Source organism: Rhodoferax sp. OV413 (assembly GCF_945881795.1).
Taxonomy (GTDB): Bacteria; Pseudomonadota; Gammaproteobacteria; order Burkholderiales; family Burkholderiaceae_C; genus Allorhodoferax.
Genome location: NZ_CAMCVG010000005.1, coordinates 35,071 through 53,661, shown reverse-complemented (window position 1 = coordinate 53,661; position 18,591 = coordinate 35,071). Strand labels below are relative to the sequence as shown.

The following is an 18,591-nucleotide window of genomic DNA, read 5'->3' as shown; positions in this document are numbered from 1 at the left end:
CTGTGGCATCCAATGGTTGGCGCAAGTGGCCAGATACTTTTCCCAAGCCCACTTGTACTTAAAGGGTACGAGCTGATTGACGTCGGTCTGGCCGTTGATGATGCGCTTGTCAGAGGCATTGACTCGCCGGCCACCTGAGCTCGTAGTGCTGGCCTGTACTGCCTCGGCAGTCACCGGGTTTGACGCAAAAGCCGGAGCGAGAAGCGCCTGTGCAAGGCCCAAGCGGTCAGGCGGATTGCGTGCGAAATTCGACGGCGATACGGGCTTGATTTCTTCTTCCCAGGACAACATAAAAAATTCCAATCAGCGGATTATGAGAGCAGTGGATTAAATTGAAAAGCAATCAAGCAGTTCACAGAAAACTAGTGTTGTTCAGTCGCATCGCAGTGTCATCTGCGATGCGATCGCCATTACTGACAAGCCTCGCACGTGGGGTCATCAACGCCGCAGAATTTGATATCTGTAGCTGCGTTGCCGGCCATCTCCATTTGGGCTTTGGCAGCCGCAGCCGCTGCCTCTAGAGCGCTGGACATTTTGGTAGAGCCTTGCGCGTCGTTGCCCGATGAAACCGCATTAAGGCGCCCCGCGGTGACCGTCGACTTTTCGGCATGAGTCGCCGACATGGTGCGCAGGTAGTAGGTGGTTTTCAGGCCGCGCAACCATGCGAGCTTGTAGGTCTCGTCCAGCTTTTTACCGGAGGCGCCTGCCATATAGATGTTCAGTGACTGCGCTTGGTCAATCCACTTCTGGCGACGCGCGGCAGCTTCCACCAGCCACTGCGTCTCGACTTCAAACGCGGTGGCGTAGAGTTGTTTGATTTCTTGCGGCACACGGTCGATGGGGCTGAGTGAGCCGTCAAAATGCTTCAGGTCCATCACCATCACGTCGTCCCACAGCCCCAGACGCTTGAGGTCTCGCACCAGGTAACTGTTAATCACGGTGAACTCGCCTGAGAGGTTGGACTTCACCGACAGGTTGCCGAAGCAAGGTTCAATGGAGGCGTCGACGCCGATGATGTTCGAAATCGTAGCGGTCGGGGCAATCGCTACGCAGTTGGAGTTGCGCATGCCATCAGCAGCAATTTTGTTGCGCAGTGCGTTCCAGTCCAGGGTGGACGAGCGGTCCACTTCTACATAACCGCCCCGGGCGTTGGCCAGCATGTCCAGTGTGTCAAGAGGCAAAACTCCCTTATCCCAAAGGCTGCCCTTGTAGCTGTTGTACTTGCCGCGCTCCCGCGCCAGATCTGTGGAAGCCCAGTAGGCGTAGTAGCTGATTGCCTCCATGGAGCGGTCCGCAAAAGCCACCGCAGCATCGCTCGCATAGGGAATACGCAGTTCATACAGGCTGTCTTGGAATGCCATCAAACCCAGGCCCACGGGGCGGTGTCGCATGTTCGAGTCGCGCGCCTTCTTGACCGCGTAGTAGTTGATGTCGATCACGTTGTCCAGCATGCGCATCGCGGTAGAAACAGTGCGCTTGAGTTTGTCGTGGTCGAGGTCGCCGTCCTTCAAGTGCTGGAGCAGATTCACCGACCCGAGGTTGCAGACCGCGGTTTCAGTGTCGGAGGTGTTGAGCGTGATTTCGGTGCAGAGGTTGGAGGAGTGCACCACGCCGGCATGTTGCTGCGGCGAGCGGACATTGCACGCATCTTTGAATGTGATCCAGGGGTGACCGGTTTCAAACAGCATCGTCAGCATCTTGCGCCACAGGTCGCTCGCCTGGATGGTGCGCGATGGCTTGATTTCACCGCGTGCCGCTTTCTCTTCGTATGCCACATAGGCTTTTTCGAAGTCTGACCCGAACAGGTCGTGCAGGTCGGGCACGTTGGAAGGAGAGAACAATGTCCAAGTGCCTTTTTCCATCACGCGACGCATGAACAAGTCTGGAATCCAGTTCGCGGTGTTCATGTCGTGTGTGCGGCGGCGATCGTCGCCGGTGTTCTTACGCAGTTCCAGAAACTCCTCAATATCAAGGTGCCAGGTTTCGAGGTAGGTGCAGACAGCGCCCTTGCGCTTGCCGCCTTGGTTCACCGCTACAGCCGTGTCGTTCACGACTTTGAGGAAAGGCACCACACCTTGAGATTCGCCGTTGGTGCCTTTAATGTGGGACCCCAGTGCGCGGACGCGGGTCCAGTCATTGCCCAAGCCGCCAGCGAATTTGGAGAGCAGAGCATTCTCTTTGATGGATTCGTAAATGCCGTCCAGGTCATCGGGCACGGTGGTCAGGTAGCAGCTCGAAAGCTGAGAGCGCAGGGTGCCGCTGTTGAAAAGTGTCGGTGTACTCGACATGAAGTCAAAGGTGGACAACACCTCATAAAACTCGATGGCGCGTGCTTCGCGATCGATTTCATTCAGCGACAGTCCCATCGCGACGCGCATGAAGAATGCCTGGGGTAGTTCAATGCGAACTTTGGCGGTGTGCAGGAAATAGCGGTCGTAGAGTGTTTGCAGGCCGAGGTAGTCGAACTGCAGGTCGCGGTCAGCCTTGAGGGCCCGGCCCAGGCGGTTCAGGTCGAACTGCTGGAGCTTTTCGTCGAGCAGCTCAGCTTCCACACCGCGCTTGATGAAGCTGGGGAAGTAGTCTGCATAGGCTTCCTGCATGTCAGCTTGTGCCACATCGCGGCCCAGCACCTCGCGGGAGATGGTGTGGAACAGCAAGCGTGCGGTGGCGTAGGTGTAGTCCGGGTCTTTTTCAATCAGGGTGCGGGCAGCAAGAATGGACGCTTTGTAAACCTCGTCCAGCGGCACACCGTCGTAGAGGTTGCGCATGGTCTCCGCCTGGATGGGGCCGGCCTTTACGTCGGCTCCGAGTCCCGCGCAAGCGTTCTCGATGCGGGCCTGCAGTTGCGCCAAGTCCAAGGGCACGCGTTGGCCCTGGTCGATCACATGCAGGGTGGGCGTAGCGGGGGCTGCACTGGCTACCTGTTTCGCACGTTCCTGGGTACGGCGTTCGCGGTACAACACGTAAGCACGGGCAATCTCGTGATGTCCGCCCCGCATCAGGCCTAACTCCACCTGATCCTGTACGTCTTCTATATGGAAGGTGCCGCCGCCGGGGCGTGAGCGCACAAGCGCGCGAATCACTTGCTGCGTGAGGCTGTCCACGGTTTCGCGGACGCTGGCAGATGCCGCACCTTGTGTGCCGTGGACCGCGAGGAACGCCTTCATCATGGCGACCGCAATTTTGTTGGGCTCAAAGGGCACGACCGCGCCATTACGGCGAATGATTTGGTACTGCGCGTACATCGTGGAGGAGTGTGCTTCATCCTCGGCGATGGGAGTGAGCAGCGGTTGCGTACCAGCGGGCACTGCGGTGGAGATAGCTTGCATGATTTCCTCGTCTAAATCGGAATTTTTTGTCGTATTCCGGAGCCTGCAAAGATTGTTGCGCTGATGCCGAGCATCGGATTGCAACAAGCAGGCCACACTATATCTGGTGTCTGAACGGGTGGCAAGGCACTACCGGTAGTGTTTTCCTGCCTTATTCAAGATTTATGTGTGAGAACTATTTTTATTTATCGGCCGTGGAATCCGGGTGCCTCGCGCGGGCCGCAACCTGTCGTGTTTTGCACGGTTGCAGCGAGTCTGGATGGGGCTCCGCAAGGGTTTTGGCCCGCTAGCGCCCGTCCTTATTAGGTCGAGGTCTGAGCCAGCGACTATTCAAGCGACAGAAAATTTTCCCGAGTCTGTGAAGCGATGGGGTGACGGGTTGTACCCGCGCTGTCAGGCCGGAAACTGCCACGCCGCCAATTCAGGCCAGGCGCGGACATCTGTCCACAGAAAGCCGGTTCCCGGGTCATTTTTTCGGCCCGGGGCGATGTGCTCGTGTCCGGCTACATGGCCGATGGGGTAGTGCTGCGCAATGGCGGCGCACAGCGTGCGAAGGCTCTGGTACTGCGGGGGCGTGAACTGATCGCCCTCCAGGCCCTCCAGCTCAATACCGATGGAGTCATCGTTGCAGTTGTCGCGCCCCCGGTACGAGGACCGCCCCGCATGCCAAGCCCGCTCGTCGCATCCCACGAATTGCCATACCTGACCCTGGCGGGTGATAAAGAAGTGGCTGGACACCTCAAGGCCCCGGATGCTCTGAAAGTAAGGGTGCTCGTCCCAGTCCAGGGTGTTGGTAAACAGGCGCTGGACTTCGCCCCCACCGTAGCGGCCCGGCGGCAGAGAAATGGAATGCAGCACCACCAGGTCAATGATGGCCCGTGCGGGGCGAGGGCCGAAATTGGGCGAGTGTGCATGCTTTGCCCCAAGCCACCAGCCGCCTTGCCACGTCGGTGCCAGTTCGACAGGCCCGATGACCGGCTGCATCAGAGAAGGATCAGGCATCGTCGACATCGTCATCTCCGGGAGCTTCGATGTTCAAGCGCTGCATGCGGTAGCGAATCTGGCGCAGGCTGATGCCCAGACGCTGCGCGGCGGCGGTGCGATTGAACTTGCTGTCACGCAAGGCGCAGACCAGGATTTCGCGCTCTTGTGCGTCGAGGTGGCCTTGCAAATCAGATGGAATGTCAACCGGGGGCTTGGCGGTCTCTGGATGGTTGGGCTCGTTATCCGGGGCCACTGGGGCTGAAGCGCCGTCCCATCGCAACTCTTTCCCGTCGGAGAGGGCCATGGCGCGGTGCAGCAGGTTCTCCAGCTCCCTGACATTGCCGTGGAGCGGGTGCGATGCAAGTTGCGCGAGCAATTCCTCAGTGAGGGCCGGCACGGGCGCTCCCGTCTCCAGGCCGATCCGCTCGAGGATGGCACGGCTCAACAGGGGTAAATCTTCTTTGCGCTCACGCAGCGCCGGCAGGTGAATATCGATGACATTCAGCCGGTAAAACAAGTCTTGCCGGAATGCGTTGGCAGCTACTTCGGCACGCAGGTCCTTGTGGGTGGCGCTGACCAGCCGCACATCTACCAGCTCCTCGCGGTTGCTGCCCAGAGGCCGGACTTTGCGTTCCTGAATAGCGCGCAGCAATTTCGACTGCATGGTCAGCGGCAGATCTCCGATCTCGTCGAGGAACAGAGTGCCTCCGTGCGCAGCCTGAAAAAAGCCTTCGCGGTCCTGGGTGGCGCCGGTGTAGGCGCCTTTACGCACGCCGAAAAACTCTGCTTCCAACAAAGCTTCCGGGATAGCGCTGCAATTCACCGCCACCCAAGGGCCGCGTCCGCGGTGGCTGCTCGCGTGTATTGCGCGGGCTGCCAGTTCCTTGCCGGTGCCGGATTCTCCGCTGATCAGGACCGGGGCCATGCCGCGGGCTACTTTGCTGATGCGCTCTTTGACCGCCAACATCGGGGCCGACTCGCCGACTAACCGGTCCACAGCGCTCACCGCGCCACTACCGCGCTCCGGGGCCACACTCCGAACAAGGGCGGGCGTGTCGCCTACTGTGGTTTCGGTCCGGTCCATAACGCCTGCCAGGGCCGAGGCAACCGCCGCTCGGAACTGCTTGAGGTCCACCGGCTTGGTCAGGTAATCAAAAGCTCCGGCTTTGAGGGATTCCACAGCGTTATCTGCGGAGCCATAGGCGGTGATGACGATACAGCGCTCGCCGTCCCGCCGCTCGCGCAGGGTGTGCAAAAGGTCGATGCCCGTTCCGTCGGGCAAGCGCATGTCCGAAATCACCAATTCGTAGCGACGCGACTGTAATGCCTGACCCGCCTCAAACACCGAGCCCGCGGTGTCCACCTGGTGGCCTTCACGCAGGAGAGTGAGCTCATAAAGCGTGCGCAGGTCGGGCTCGTCGTCCACAACCAATATGCAGGGTGACGTGATGGGCGAGTGGCTTCTCATGGGCTTAGGGCGCAACATCAATCTGGGCGGCGGATGGCAACAGCTGCAGCGCTAGAAGGAATTCGTTGCCTTCCATTTTCCGGCCCTCGCGAAGGCGCATCGTGCGCTGGTAGGTCAACGTGCCGCCATGTCTCTCGCACAGCTCGCGCGCAATGTACAGCCCCATGCCGCTGGAGCGGCTTTCCGAAGAAAAGAAGGGCTCAAACAAATGCCGCTCCACGGTCTGATCCATGCGCGCGCCATCGCTCCACACTGACACCCAGGCCTGTTCCTGGCTGTAACGGACCGCAATTTGTACGGCCTCCGGCGAGGCGCTGGCATACCGCAGAGCGTTGTCCAGCAAATTGATTAAAACTTGTCGCAGGTGTTCGAGATCAAATCGCACGGCATGGGCTAGGGGGTCAACGTCCATCAAAATCAGCGCGGTCTTCGGGTGTTGCCCCGCCCATTCCCGGGTGATGTGCTGCACCGATTCGCTCAGGCCGAACAAGGTGCCGTTCTCAGCGTGGGAGGCCACCCGTGCCCTCGCCACATTCAATATGTCATCCACAATCTTTTCCAGCCGCAGGGCATTTTGCGAGACCATGCCGGTCAGGCGCAGCTGCGCGGGGTCGGTCAATTCCTCGGCCAGAAGGGCGTTAGCCTGGCTGATGGCCGCCAGCGGGTTGCGGATTTCGTGTGCAACGGCGGTGGACATACGCCCCATGCTGGCCATCTTCTCCGTGCGAAGCCGCGCTTCGGCCTGCCGCTGGTCTTGCAGGAAGAGCACGCACAGGCTGTCTTCGCCAATGCCTTGCGGCGCGGCCAGCCGGGTCCTGGCCAGCATCTTCAGCGGGCCACTGCTCTCGCTGGATAGGGATACCTCCGCCTCTTGATTGCCGCCGCTGCGCAAGCTCAGACGCGCCAGAGCCAGCAGGGGCTGCCACGCGTGCTCGGCCTTCAGGTCAAAGGCGTGGGCCTGGCGGTGCAGGTCGGTGCCCAGCATGGCGCGCGCTGCGGGGTTGGCAGCGCGGACGATGTCGCCGTGGTCCACAATCATCACTCCCTCGGGAAGGGCATCGATGACTAACTCATTCACCTCGCGCTGGATGTTGGCGGCCACTTGACTTTGCCGGGCGCGGCGCCCCTCATTGGCCAAGCGCGTGGCCAGTTGATTGGCCAGGAATGCGATGGCGAAATAGCCCAGGCCGCTGACACCGATTTGCACCAGCGACGCTGTACCACCCAACTCGCTTTGTAGCTGCGCCCAGGCCGCGCCGGCCAGCAGAATCATGGTAACCCCCGCTGCCGTTCCCAGCGCCAGCCGGAGTGACCCGAGCACTGAGGCCACCAGCACCGGTAGGGCGAACAACGGGGCGTAATTTAAGTTGCCGCCTTGCAGCCACTGCAATGCCGAAAAGACCAGTACATCGATGCCTATCAGGCCTCCCCAGCTGCGGGTGAAGGCGCCGCCCAGCGGCCGCGGGCGCAGAAAGAGGCGCGTTGCTACGGTGCCTGCAAAATAGGCAAAGCACAGAGCGAGTATCGCCTCGCTGTGGGTCGAACCGCTGAGATACAGCGCGGTTTGCATCAGGGCCAGCACGGTGCCCAGCACCAGCCGCGCGGTCATAAAAGCCTGCCAGAGGCGTTTGAAGTCGCCGGCGCCGTCGGCGACCTTGAGGGATTGCGGCAGGGACGGGCCGAACCACGAGTGTTCCGCAGCGTCGTGACGCATCAGCGCTCTGCGAGTTGCCGGTGCTCGGTGCTGCAGTAGAGGCCGGCAGGGCCCTGCACCATATCGGCGGCGGGCATGTGCAGGCCGCAGTGTTGACAGGGTCTCATCTCTGCAGCGTTTGGCGGCTCCGCCGGTGGTCGGGGAGGGGCCGGCTCGCGGGACGCGGTCTTTTTGTTACGCCAAAACCAAACGACCACCACAATCACGCCGAGCAAGATCAGGTATTTCACGTCGCGCGTCCCAACAAAACTTCCAGAACAAAGCGCGAGCCGACGTAGGCCAGCAGCAGCAGCACCGACCCCGCGTACAACACCGCCACAGCATGCTTGCCGCGCCATCCGAATCGGCTGCGCCCCACCAGCAGGCCTGCGAAGGTCATCCACGACAGCACGGAGAAAATCGTTTTGTGATCCCAGCGCCAAGCGTGGCCCGCGCCATACACCACGTCCCCAAAAACGTAGCCCATCACCAGAGTGGCGGTGAGCAGGGCAAAGCCAGCCCCGACAAAGCGGTAGGTCAGGCGCTCCAGAGTGAGCAGGGGCAGGCCGCTTTGTGGCTCTGCCGCGCGGCGGATGCGCGCTTCGGTGCGGCTCATCAACCACGCATGCACCACCGCAGTGCCGAAGAGCCCGTAACTTGCCACGCCCAAGGCCAAGTGAATCGGAAGCCACATCGACGCGGATTGCGGCAGGGCTGCGCCCGGGAACACGCATGCCAGCACCACCGCCACTGCCCCCACGGCGGACAGCGTCCACCTGGTTTGAAGCTGGGGGTAAATCTGGATCTCAATGGCGTACACCGCAGCGACCAGCCATGCCGTCATCGACAAGGCCGGCGCAAAACCAAAGAATGCGGGCGTTTGAAGCAGGCCCCAGGTGAGCACCGCACCGTGCAGAAACCAGGCCAGTGCCACCCACGCGCGGGCAATGGATGCGGACTGGCGCGAGGCGCGCAGGGCCGGCCAGGCGTAGGCGCATGCCGCCAAAACCGACAGGCTCACGCTCACGGGGGACGCACTGGCTAAAATCATGTGCACAGTTTAGCGTTTTGCTCCCTGCCGGCACCTTCCGGCTTACACCGCAGGTTGCACCTGCCGCACTACCTCCTATGGCCTCCGCTCTTACCGACAAACTTTCCCGCCTCGTCAAAGACCTCCGGGGCCAGGGGCGCATCACCGAATCCAATGTGGCTGACATGTTGCGCGAAGTGCGCATGGCGCTGCTGGAGGCCGATGTGGCCCTGCCGGTGGTGCGGGACTTCATTGCCCGGGTGAAAGAAAAGGCCCTGGGCGCCGAGGTGCAGGGCTCCTTGCAACCTGGCCAGGTGCTGGTCAGCATCGTCAACCGAGAGCTCGCCGCCACCATGGGTGAGGGCGTCAGTGACATCAACCTCGCGGCCCAGCCGCCGGCGGTGATTTTGATGGCGGGCCTGCAAGGTGCCGGTAAAACCACCACCACCGCAAAGCTTGCCAAGCACCTGATTGAAAAGCGCAGGAAAAAGGTGCTCACCGTGTCCGGCGACGTGTACCGCCCTGCGGCGATCGAGCAGCTCAAGACCGTCACCGCCCAGGCCGGGGCCGAGTGGTTTCCTTCCACGCCCGATCAGAGGCCGGTAGACATTGGCCGTGCCGCGCTGGATTACGCCAAGAAGCATTTCTTTGATGTGCTGCTGGTCGACACCGCCGGTCGCCTGGCGATTGATGACGCGTTGATGCTGGAAATCAAGAACCTGCACGCTGCGCTGAACCCGGTCGAGACGCTGTTTGTGGTGGATGCGATGCAGGGGCAGGACGCGGTCAACACCGCCAAGGCATTTAAGGACGCGCTGCCCCTGACCGGCATCATCCTCACCAAGACCGATGGCGACTCGCGCGGCGGCGCGGCCCTCTCGGTGCGGCAAGTCACGGGCGCGCCCATCAAGTTCGCCGGAACCAGCGAAAAGCTCGACGGCCTCGAGGTATTTGACGCCGACCGCCACGCCGGCCGCATCCTGGGCATGGGCGACATCGTGGCGCTGGTGGAGCAAGTCACCGCCGGCGTGGACATGCAGGCCGCCAAGAAGCTGGCTGACAAGGTCAAGAGCGGAGGTGACTTCGACCTGAACGATTTTCTGGCGCAGATCCAGCAGATGAAGCAAATGGGCGGCCTCTCCAGCCTGATGGACAAGCTGCCCGCCGCCATGACGGCCAAGGCGGGTCAGATCGACATGGACAAAGCCGAGCGCGACATTCGCCGCAAGGAAGGCATCATCCACAGCATGACCCCTATGGAGCGCCGCAAGCCCGACATCATCAAAGCCACCCGAAAGCGCCGCATCGCGACTGGGGCCGGCGTCCAGGTGCAGGATGTCAACCGCATGCTCAAAGAGTTTGAGCAGATGCAGGACATGATGAAAAAGATGAAGGGCGGCGGCATGATGAAAATGATGAAGCGCATGGGAGGCATGAAGGGCATGCCCAAAATGCCCTTCTGAGGGCGCATTCCTTTTTCGCGGGGTACCTAGGAGCGCCGCTTAGCCTCTGGCGCAGGCATAGGCAATCTGGACGTAGGCCGGTATTCCGATAATCAAGTTGATCGGCAGCGTGATACCCAGGGACATCCCCAGATAGATGGCCGGGTTGGCCTCCGGCATCGAGTGCTTGAGGACTGCCGGCACCGCAATGTATGACGCGCTTGCTGCCAGCACCATCAGCAAAGCGAGGTCTGCGGCCGGCAAGCCGGAGGCATATCCCAAACCCAGCGCAATCGCGGCGTGAACCACTGGCGCTGCGATGGCGTAGGCGTAAATCCAGGGTGTCTGCCCCTGCAGTTGAGGCAAATTGCGCGCAGCGCTTAAGCCCATGTCCAGCAGAAAAAAAGCCAACATTCCTTTGAACAAATTGTCGGTAAACGGTTCGAGCGCCAACTTGCCTTCCTGGCCGGTCATAAAGCCGACCGCCATCGACCCCAGTAGTAAGAACTGAGCGCCATCGGTGAGTGATTCGTGCAGCAGGCTGCGCACGCTGTGGCCGGATCGCCCGGTTGCCGATGGCACGCCGCCCGCAGATTTCGTCTTGCGGAGGGCTGCCGCGATCGCAATTGCAATGATGATGGCGGGGGATTCCATGAGCGCCATCGCGGCTGTCATGTGCCCGCTGGTGGCATACCCCCGGTTTTCCATGTACTGGACTGCGGTGATGAAAGTCACCGCACTGACCGATCCATAGGTGGCGGCAACAGCGGCGGCATCAAAGGGCGCCAAAAGTCGGCGCATCAGCAAATAGCCAATGCAGGGGATGACCGTCGCCAACAGCACGGACAGCGCCAACGCAACCCCGACATCAGCGGTCAGCCCCGAATTCGATAAGCCAAAACCGCCCTTGAGCCCTAAGGCCATCAACAGGTAAAGGGACAGGAAGCGGGAAATTTGGGGTGGTACTTCAAGGTTGGATTTCAACAGGCCCGCAGCAACGCCCAGCATGAAGAAGAGGATGACGGGATCAAGAAGCGCATGCATGGGGTGCCTTTCAGGGATTCCCCTGATCCTATGGACTGACTTGTATAAAGTAAACTAAATTTAACTTAATTAAATATAGATAAATATCTATGAATCTGACTTTCCGCCAGTTGCGCGCCTTTTTGGCCTTGGTGGAGCAGGGCAGCATTACCGGGGCCGCCCGTGCCCTGTGCGTCACGCAGCCCACGGTATCCATGCAGCTGAAAGAAATGACCGAAAGCGTCGGGTTGCCGCTGTACGAAGTCACCGGGAAAAAACTGCATCTCACCGATGCCGGGAATGATCTGGCCGCCACTGCGCGCGCAATGTTTCAGGAGTGGGACCGTTTTGAGCAGGGCATTGCCGCCAAGCGGGGCCTGACTGCGGGCCGATTGCGCCTGGCTGTGGTGAGCACCGCGAAGTACTTTATTCCGCGCATGCTCGGGGACTTTTGCCGGATGCACCCCGACGTTGAAATCGCATTGGAAGTCTTGAACCGCGACGGCGTGATCCAACGCCTACGCGACAATTTGGACGACCTCTACATCATGTCCAAGCCGCCTGCCGATGTGGATGCGGTCACCCATGCTTTCCTGGCCAATCCGCTCGTCCTGATTGCCCCGTTGTCCCATCCGCTGGCGGACCGCGCGAACATCACACTGGCCGACCTGCAGGAAGAACGCTTTGTATTGCGGGAAAAAGGCTCAGGCACCCGGTTAAACGCGGTCTCCCATTTCGAGTCGCAACGGTTTGTTCCAAGGATCCGTTTGGAAATGGGCAGCAACGAGGCCCTCAAGCAAGCAGTCGCCGGCGGGCTGGGGCTGTCTGTGGTGTCCCAACACGCGCTCGGGACGGACCTCACCGGACAAGGGCTCACCGTGCTCAGTGTCCAGGGTTTTCCCATCTTTTCCAGCTGGTACACCGTTCACCTCTCCGGTAAGCGCTTGTCGCCATTGGCCGAAGCCTTTATGGGGTATTTGTCCAATTTTTCGGAATGAATGGGCGGCTCTCGGCCCACCTTTTCAGCAGACATTTTTTCAACCGATTTACCCTGCCATGCAAACCTCACCCCTCAAGGTGTAGCTGCGCGTCTCGGTGATCGTCACGTCCACCAGCTGCCCCACCAGGCGCGGTTGGCCGGCAAAGTTGACGACGCGGTTGCATTCGGTGCGGCCCATGAGCTCGCCGTTGTCGCGCTTGGAGGGGCCTTCCACCAGAATGCGTTGCACCGTGCCCAGGCGCTGGTTGCTGATGGTGGCAATGTTGGCGTTAATGGCGGCTTGCAGCTCTTGCAGGCGGGCCAGTTTCACTTCGTGGGGGGTGTCATCGTGCAGGTTGGCGGCGGGTGTGCCGGGTCGGGGGCTGAAGATGAAGCTGAATGAGTTGTCAAAGCCGATGTCGGCAATGAGTTTCATCATCTTGGCGTGGTCGTCGTCGGTCTCGCCCGGAAAGCCGACGATGAAGTCCGAGCTGATGCTCATGTCGGGGCGGATAGCGCGCAGCTTGCGGATGGTGCTCTTGTATTCCATGGCGGTGTAGCCGCGCTTCATCGCCATCAAAATTTTGTCGCTGCCGTGTTGCACCGGCAGGTGCAGGTGGCTCACCAGTTTGGGCAACTTTTCGTACGCGGCAATCAGGCTGGGCGTGAATTCGTTGGGGTGGCTGGTGGTGTAGCGGATCCGCTCGATGCCGGGGATGTCGCTCACGTATTCGAGCAGGGTGGCAAAGTCGGCCATCTCGCCCGAGTCTCCCATCGCGTGCCGCCAGGCGTTCACGTTCTGGCCCAGCAGGTTCACTTCCTTCACGCCCTGGTCGGCCAGGCCGGCAATCTCTACCAAGACGTCTTCAAAAGGCCGGTTGATTTCGGTGCCACGGGTGTAGGGCACCACGCAGTAGCTGCAGTATTTGTTGCAGCCTTCCATGATGCTCACAAAGGCGGATGCGCCGTCTACCTTGGCGGGTGGCAGGTGATCGAACTTCTCGATTTCAGGAAAGCTGATGTCGACCTGCGGCTTGTCCAGCGCGACCCGGGCATTAAGCAGCTCCGGCAGTCGGTGCAGGGTTTGCGGGCCGAACACCACGTCCACATAGGGCGCGCGCTTAATGATTTCTGCGCCCTCCTGGCTGGCCACGCAGCCGCCCACGCCGATTTGCACGCCCCGGGCCTTGAGGTGTTTGATGCGCCCCAGGTCGCTGAACACTTTCTCCTGCGCCTTCTCGCGCACCGAGCAGGTGTTGAACAGAATCAGGTCGGCCTGCTCGACATCGTCGGTGGGTTCATAGCCTTGGGCGGCGCCCAGCACGTCGGCCATCTTGTCCGAGTCGTACTCGTTCATCTGGCAGCCGAAGGTTTTGATAAAGACTTTTTTGGACATGATGAAATCTGTGGTGCTATGAATTAAGGAGCTGCTTGCGCATATCCGGTGAGGGTGAAACGCATATTTGGTGCTAAAAACAGCCGCTTCGGCCAACGCCGTACCGGCAAGCTATCCGCGATGCGCCGGCAGGAAATTGGCTCAGCGGGAGTAGGAAGGCTTGATGGGCATTCGCTGGGCCTCCGGCTCGGTGAGCACCCATACCTCGTGCACCATGCCGCCGGGTTCGCGCAGGTAAACCACCGGCAGCTTCTGTCCTGCCAGCGTGGCCGACAGCACCAGCATGCCATTGGGCCCGCGGATGCGCGAGCCGGGCGAAAGGCGGTCGGTCTTGTCGTCGAGCAACACCTCCGGCGGCGTTTGAACTTCGAGGGTGCCGCGCACCGCATTGGCGGGAAAGGTGCGCAGTGCCAGCACGGTGCCGTCGTCTGCGGTGACGTTCTGGCGGGTGGGGCCGGTTTGCGCTGTGGCGATCTGGGCCAGGCAGCTCAGCGCCAAGGCGCCTGCGGCCGCGCCAAGGGTGCGGCCCCAAAAATTGCAGCGGTTCATGGTGTGTATCCAGAGGCTGTGGAGGGAGCGCGCATTGTACGGGCGGCTACCTGCGCCCCAAAACCCCATCCGCAAGCTCAGGCCAGCAGATGGGTCCGCTTCCACCAGCCCGCGAAGCTGGGGCAGAGTGGCTCTACCGCCGCAAACAGGGCCGGTATTTCCTGCGCCCCGTGGGCTATGGCTGGCGCGGTCTGGCGCAGGCATTGGCCGAGCTGCGCCAAGGCTGCATCAGCATGGGGGTCGGGGTGCCATTGCACCGAGCGCGCAAAGCGCAGGGCGTGCGCCATGGCCTCTGGGCTGCCCCACCAGCGCTGAGCAGTGGTGGCCTGCAAACCTTGGGTTACAAACTGCCAGCGTTGCGCGCTCCAGGGGAAGGCTGCGTGGCAATCGGCGAAACCGGCCCCTACATGCACCGCGCCGGCTGGCGCGATGGCGGGTTCTGCGGCAAGGGCCCACGGATGGTGCAGCCAGACATCCCGCTCGCGCAGGGTTTCTGCGTCTGCTGCCTCGGGGCCTTGCCAGGCCTGCGCAGTGGTGGGGTCACAAGTGAGGGGGCTGGTGTGAAGATTGTTGTGAAGTGGGGGTGCGCCTGCCGCCGCGCCGGCATCTGCCCCCCGCTCCGGCGCGAACGCATCCGGCGCACAGGCCATGGCGTTTAGCGCTTCGTAGCTGGTGTCCAGCACGGTGCCAAAGCTGTGCCACGGCTCGGGCGCGTACTTGGCCACGTTGCCGGCGTTGAATACATAGGGTTTGACGCTGCCGGTACCCGCCACCCACTGCCAGCTCAGGCTGTTACTGGCCACATCGCCATCGAGCAGGTGGGCCAGCATCCAGTCGGCGCCCGCACGCCAATGCACCTTTCTCAGGTGCACCAGGTAGCTGGCCAGCCACATACGCGCGTGGTTGTGCAGGTAGCCGGTGGCATACAGGCAGCGCACGCCCATGTCGATGACGGGTATGCCGGTGCGGGCTTCCAGCACGTCGGCGGGCATGGCTCGGGAATAGGCATCTTCGGGCAGCGGGCCCGCGTGCAGCGACTGCAAAATGCCGTCCCCCCGGTGGGCCCACACGTGCCGGTAATACGCTCGCCAGCCCAGCTCGAACACCAGCTTGTGTTGCGGCTCCAAGGGGTGGCGGGCGTGCACTGCGGTGTAGGCCTCGCGCAGGCTCAGCAGGCCGTGGCTGAGGTAGGGCGAGAGGCGGGTGACTGCGCCGTTCAGGTCATTGCGGGTTGTGGCGTAGGCCGCGGGGTCGATGGCGGCCAGTCGTGCTAAGGCGGCGTCGCGGGTGGGAATGAATTTCGTCATGGCGTTATGGCTTTGCCGTGTTGGCTTGGGCGGCGCGGTGTGCTGCGGCCTGCGCGGCAATGGCGTCGCGGGCTGGTGCATCCAGCCGCCCCAGGTTTTTGAGCTGCATGGCCATGCGGGGGTTTTTCTTCAGCAGGGGCTCGTGGCGTGCCAGAAAGTCCCAGTAGAGCGTTGTGAACGGGCAGGCGCGCTCGCCGGTGGATTGGGCGGGGTCAAAGCGGCAGCCCTTGCAGTGGTTGCTCATGCGGTGGATGTATTTGCCGCTGGCCACATAAGGCTTGCTGGCCATCAGGCCGCCGTCGCCGAACTGGCTCATGCCCAGCGTGTTGGGCAGCTCCACCCACTCCACAGCGTCCACATACACCGCCAGATACCAGGCATGCACCGCCTGGGGCTTCGCGCCCAGCAGCAGGGCATAGAGCCCGGTCACCATCAGGCGCTGGATGTGGTGGGCGTAGCCGTGCTCTAGCGTTTGGGTGATGGCGTCGCGCAGGCAGGCCATGTCGGTCTCGCCGCTCCAGTACCACGCCGGCAACTCGGCCTGCGCGTCCAGCGCGTTCAGCTGCAGGTAGTCGGGCATCTGGGTCCAGTAAATCCCGCGCACATATTCGCGCCAGCCCAGAATCTGCCGCACAAACCCTTCCACCGCCGCTAAGGGTGCGTGGCCTTGCCGGTAGGCGGCTTCGGCGGCCTGCAGCACCTCCCGCGGGTTCAGCAGTTTGAGGTTGAGCGCGCAGCTCAGGTGGGAGTGGTAGAGCCAAGCTTCTCCCGCCCAGATGGCGTCTTCGTATTTGCCGAACAGCGGCAGGCGCTGGGTGATGAACGCCTGCAGCGCTTCCAGGGCCTGCGCCCGGGTGACCGGCCAGCCGAAGGTGTCCAGCCGCCCCGGATGGTCTGCGAACCGTGTCTGAACCAGCGCCATGACCTCCTGCGTGACAGCATCCGGCGCAAATCGGGTGGGTGCCGGCAGGTTCTGCGGGCCCGCCTTGCCAAAGGACTCGCGGTTGTCCGCGTCAAAGTTCCACTGCCCGCCGCAGGGCGCATCGCCGTCCATCAGGATGCCATGCTTTTGCCGCAGCGCGCGGTACCAGTATTCGAGGCGCAATTGCTTTCGCCCCTCAGCGTAGGCTGCGAAATCGCGCACCGTGCTGTAAAAGTGCGCGTCGTCTCGAATGTCCAACGGGAGCTGCTGCTGCGCTGCCACCGCCCGTACATCGCGCAGCACCCGCCAGTCGCCGGGCGCGGTCATCACCAGCGCGGCGGGCTGCAGCCGGGCAATGCTCTGGCGCAGCTGCAAGGCCAGAGTGCCCGGGTTGTCCGCGTCCTCAAGCCGGGTGTAGCTGACGGGATATCCCATGCCTTGCAGCGCTGCCCAAAAGTGCCGCATGGCACTCAAAAAAACGGCAATGCGTTGCTTGGCAGACCCCACATGGGTCGACTCCTCACGCACCTCTGCCATCCACACCACATCGCGCGTCGGGTCGAAATCCTGCAAGGCGGTGGATTGCAGGTCCAGCTGGTCGCCCAGCACGATGACCAGATGACGCACCTGCGCCGGTAGCGTGGCGGCAATTCCAGCAGGGGTCTCACGCATGCGGCTTGCCCCCGGACTTTTTGGCCCGGCAGGCGTCGGAGCAATACAGCACCGATTCCCAGTTTTTGGCCCAGGCCCGGCGCCAGGTCATGGTCCGGCCGCAGACCGCGCACAGTTTGCTGGGCAGGAATTGCTTGTTGCCTTTGAAGTCATTTTTCATCGGGGTGGCGGGCCTAGCTAAATAAGTCGCCTTGAGGCGAGGGACCGGGCGGTGTCACGCTCTTGCGGTGAGTGGTTCGAGGTGGGGTGCGCTGGGTGGTGCGGCTGCTGCCGCGGGTCTGGCCTGTGGGCGGAAGCCCGCTTTTGCGCGAGCCGTGGCGCGCCAGAACCTCGCCGGCCTAGGCGCGGGCTTGCTTCGTTTCGCGCAGGCCGTAAAGGCGGTCTTTGGCGGCCTTCATGGCCGCCTTGTCGTCCACCACCGGAGCCGGGTAGTCGTGCCCGATCAGGCATCCCGCCATGCGCTGCACGCTGATGTCCATCTTCCACGGCTCGGCCAGGTAGGGCAGCGGCACCTTGGAGAGTTCGGACACCCAGCGGCGGATGAAAACCCCTTGCGGATCCTGGTCCTGGGCCTGCTTGGTGGGGGAATACATTCGCAGGGTGTTGATGCCGGTGGTGCCGCTTTGCATTTGCATCTGGCTCCAGTGGATGCCGGGCTCAAAGTCCAGAAACTGACGCGCCAGAAACAGGCCCGGCTCACGCCAATGCAGCCACAGCTGGTAGCTCGCGAAACTCACCAGCATGGCGCGCATCCGGAAGTTGAGCCAGCCGGTGGCGCGCAGCGAGCGCATGCAGGCGTCCACCATCGGGTAGCCGGTGCGGCCCTCGCACCAGGCCGCAAAGTGGTCCGGGTTGAACGCTTCTTCGCGCAGGCCGTCGCACGCCCGGGCAAAGTTATGAAACTCGATGTCCGGCTCGTCCTCGAGCTTTTGCATGAAGTGGCAGTGCCAGCGCAGCCGCCCCGCAAAGCCGCGCAGGCCATAGGCCATGGTGCGGTCCGGGGTGTTGGCAATGGCAACTTCGGTGGCTTGGTGAACCGTGCGCAATGAGAGCGTGCCAAAGGCCAGATGCGGGCTCAGGCGGCTGCAGCCCTCTGAGGCGCTCAAGGGACTGGATAGCGCCTTGCGGTAGTCGTAAGCGCGCTCCTGTAGAAAACTTTTCAGGGTGCGGCGGGCAGCGCGTTCGCCGGCTGGCTGCAATGTTTTGTGGTGGGCTTGCAGGCCCAGCGAGCCTAAGGTGGGCAGGTCGCCTTGGGCGATGCTGGTGGCTGGCGTGAACTCGGCGTGCAGGAGCTGGAGCGGTGTCTCCATGCGGGCCTGCCAGCGTCCGGCCCAGCCGCTGCGGCTGCGCATGCGCCGCACAACGCCGGTTTGGGTGAACTCCTGCCACACCACCTGTTGCCCCCGGCACCAGCGCCCAACCGCAACATCGCGCGTGTACGACCAGCCGGTGCCGGTTTCTTCGTGGCTGAGCAAATGGGTAAAGGCAAGCTCGTTGTGCAGCTGCGTCAGCACCTCGAGCATCGTGCCCACGCGCACCACGAGCGGCAGACCGCGCGCGGCCAGGGCCTCGCGCAGCTCGGCCACACAGGCCAGCGCAAAGTCCACATGGCTGGCATCGCACTCCGGGCTATTCAGCCACTCGGGCTCGACCACGAACAAGCCGATTGCATCGGTGTGCGACAAGGCCGCAACCAGCGGCGCATGGTCGTGCACCCGCAGGTCGCGCTTGAACCACACTACCGCTCGGGTAGAGAAAGGGTGAAAAGACATTGCGGGGACTCTAGCAAGCGAACCC

15 protein-coding genes and 1 pseudogene are annotated in these 18,591 nt (G+C 62.1%); 2 read left to right on the top strand and 14 right to left on the bottom strand.

The features are described from left to right. The 7 genes and pseudogenes from Q0O05_RS01490 to ccsA form a co-directional block, all read right to left on the bottom strand. Nucleotides 1-291 (bottom strand): annotated as a pseudogene (locus Q0O05_RS01490) (ribonucleotide-diphosphate reductase subunit beta); the annotation flags it as partial. A 119-nt stretch (nucleotides 292-410) separates the two neighbouring features. Beyond that, a complete protein-coding gene (locus Q0O05_RS01485; protein WP_293660065.1) occupies nucleotides 411-3,329 on the bottom strand; it encodes a ribonucleoside-diphosphate reductase subunit alpha in 2,919 nt (972 codons plus the stop codon). Between the two features lie 393 nt (nucleotides 3,330-3,722). Further along, a complete protein-coding gene (ampD, locus tag Q0O05_RS01480; RefSeq protein ID WP_293660069.1) occupies nucleotides 3,723-4,331 on the bottom strand; it encodes a 1,6-anhydro-N-acetylmuramyl-L-alanine amidase AmpD in 609 nt (202 codons plus the stop codon). After that, complete coding sequence (locus tag Q0O05_RS01475) at nucleotides 4,324-5,781, bottom strand: sigma-54 dependent transcriptional regulator (protein ID WP_293660064.1); 1,458 nt, start codon at nucleotides 5,779-5,781, stop codon at nucleotides 4,324-4,326. Before Q0O05_RS01475 ends, ampD begins: the two co-directional genes overlap by 8 nt. Before the next feature lie 4 nt (nucleotides 5,782-5,785). After that, on the bottom strand, nucleotides 5,786-7,495 hold the full coding sequence (locus tag Q0O05_RS01470; RefSeq protein WP_293660062.1) for a PAS domain-containing sensor histidine kinase: 1,710 nt from the start codon (nucleotides 7,493-7,495) through the stop codon (nucleotides 5,786-5,788). Then, nucleotides 7,495-7,833: a PP0621 family protein gene (locus tag Q0O05_RS01465; protein ID WP_293660061.1), complete on the bottom strand. Its 339-nt coding sequence runs from the start codon at nucleotides 7,831-7,833 to the stop codon at nucleotides 7,495-7,497. Before Q0O05_RS01465 ends, Q0O05_RS01470 begins: the two co-directional genes overlap by 1 nt. After that, complete coding sequence (gene ccsA / locus Q0O05_RS01460; RefSeq protein WP_293660059.1) at nucleotides 7,722-8,525, bottom strand: cytochrome c biogenesis protein CcsA; 804 nt, start codon at nucleotides 8,523-8,525, stop codon at nucleotides 7,722-7,724. The genes Q0O05_RS01465 and ccsA overlap by 112 nt, the downstream gene beginning before the upstream one ends. Nucleotides 8,526-8,602: 77 nt before the next feature. On the opposite strand from ccsA, the gene ffh reads away from it, so the two are divergent. After that, the gene (gene ffh / locus Q0O05_RS01455; RefSeq protein ID WP_293660057.1) at nucleotides 8,603-9,967 is read left to right on the top strand and encodes a signal recognition particle protein; all 1,365 of its coding nucleotides are present in this window, start codon (nucleotides 8,603-8,605) and stop codon (nucleotides 9,965-9,967) included. A 39-nt stretch (nucleotides 9,968-10,006) separates the two neighbouring features. Here the strand turns inward: ffh and Q0O05_RS01450 are convergent, their stop codons facing one another. Then, nucleotides 10,007-10,990 (bottom strand): sodium-dependent bicarbonate transport family permease, encoded by a 984-nt coding sequence (locus Q0O05_RS01450; protein WP_293660055.1) that lies wholly within the window; start codon nucleotides 10,988-10,990, stop codon nucleotides 10,007-10,009. A gap of 89 nt (nucleotides 10,991-11,079) precedes the next feature. Here Q0O05_RS01450 and Q0O05_RS01445 point away from each other — a divergent pair, with 89 nt between their 5' ends. Beyond that, the gene (locus Q0O05_RS01445) at nucleotides 11,080-11,967 is read left to right on the top strand and encodes a LysR family transcriptional regulator (RefSeq protein WP_293660053.1); all 888 of its coding nucleotides are present in this window, start codon (nucleotides 11,080-11,082) and stop codon (nucleotides 11,965-11,967) included. A gap of 48 nt (nucleotides 11,968-12,015) precedes the next feature. On the opposite strand, the gene miaB is transcribed toward Q0O05_RS01445, so the two are convergent. From miaB to Q0O05_RS01415, 6 genes are all read right to left on the bottom strand, one after another. Beyond that, entirely contained in the window at nucleotides 12,016-13,344 is a 1,329-nt protein-coding gene (gene miaB, locus Q0O05_RS01440; protein WP_293660052.1) for a tRNA (N6-isopentenyl adenosine(37)-C2)-methylthiotransferase MiaB, read from the bottom strand. Nucleotides 13,345-13,485: 141 nt separating this feature from the next. Next, nucleotides 13,486-13,893, bottom strand: coding sequence for a hypothetical protein (locus Q0O05_RS01435; protein WP_293660050.1), 408 nt, complete (start codon nucleotides 13,891-13,893; stop codon nucleotides 13,486-13,488). Nucleotides 13,894-13,970: 77 nt separating this feature from the next. Next, a complete protein-coding gene (locus Q0O05_RS01430; RefSeq protein ID WP_293660049.1) occupies nucleotides 13,971-15,200 on the bottom strand; it encodes an FAD-binding domain-containing protein in 1,230 nt (409 codons plus the stop codon). 4 nt (nucleotides 15,201-15,204) lie between these two features. Further along, nucleotides 15,205-16,794, bottom strand: a complete 1,590-nt coding sequence (locus Q0O05_RS01425) for a cryptochrome/photolyase family protein (RefSeq protein WP_293660048.1) — start codon at nucleotides 16,792-16,794, stop codon at nucleotides 15,205-15,207. Continuing rightward, a complete protein-coding gene (locus tag Q0O05_RS01420) occupies nucleotides 16,787-16,954 on the bottom strand; it encodes a DUF2256 domain-containing protein (protein WP_293660047.1) in 168 nt (55 codons plus the stop codon). The genes Q0O05_RS01425 and Q0O05_RS01420 overlap by 8 nt, the downstream gene beginning before the upstream one ends. Before the next feature lie 178 nt (nucleotides 16,955-17,132). Further along, nucleotides 17,133-18,566 (bottom strand): deoxyribodipyrimidine photo-lyase, encoded by a 1,434-nt coding sequence (locus tag Q0O05_RS01415; protein WP_293660046.1) that lies wholly within the window; start codon nucleotides 18,564-18,566, stop codon nucleotides 17,133-17,135. Between the last annotated feature and the right edge of the window lie 25 nt (nucleotides 18,567-18,591).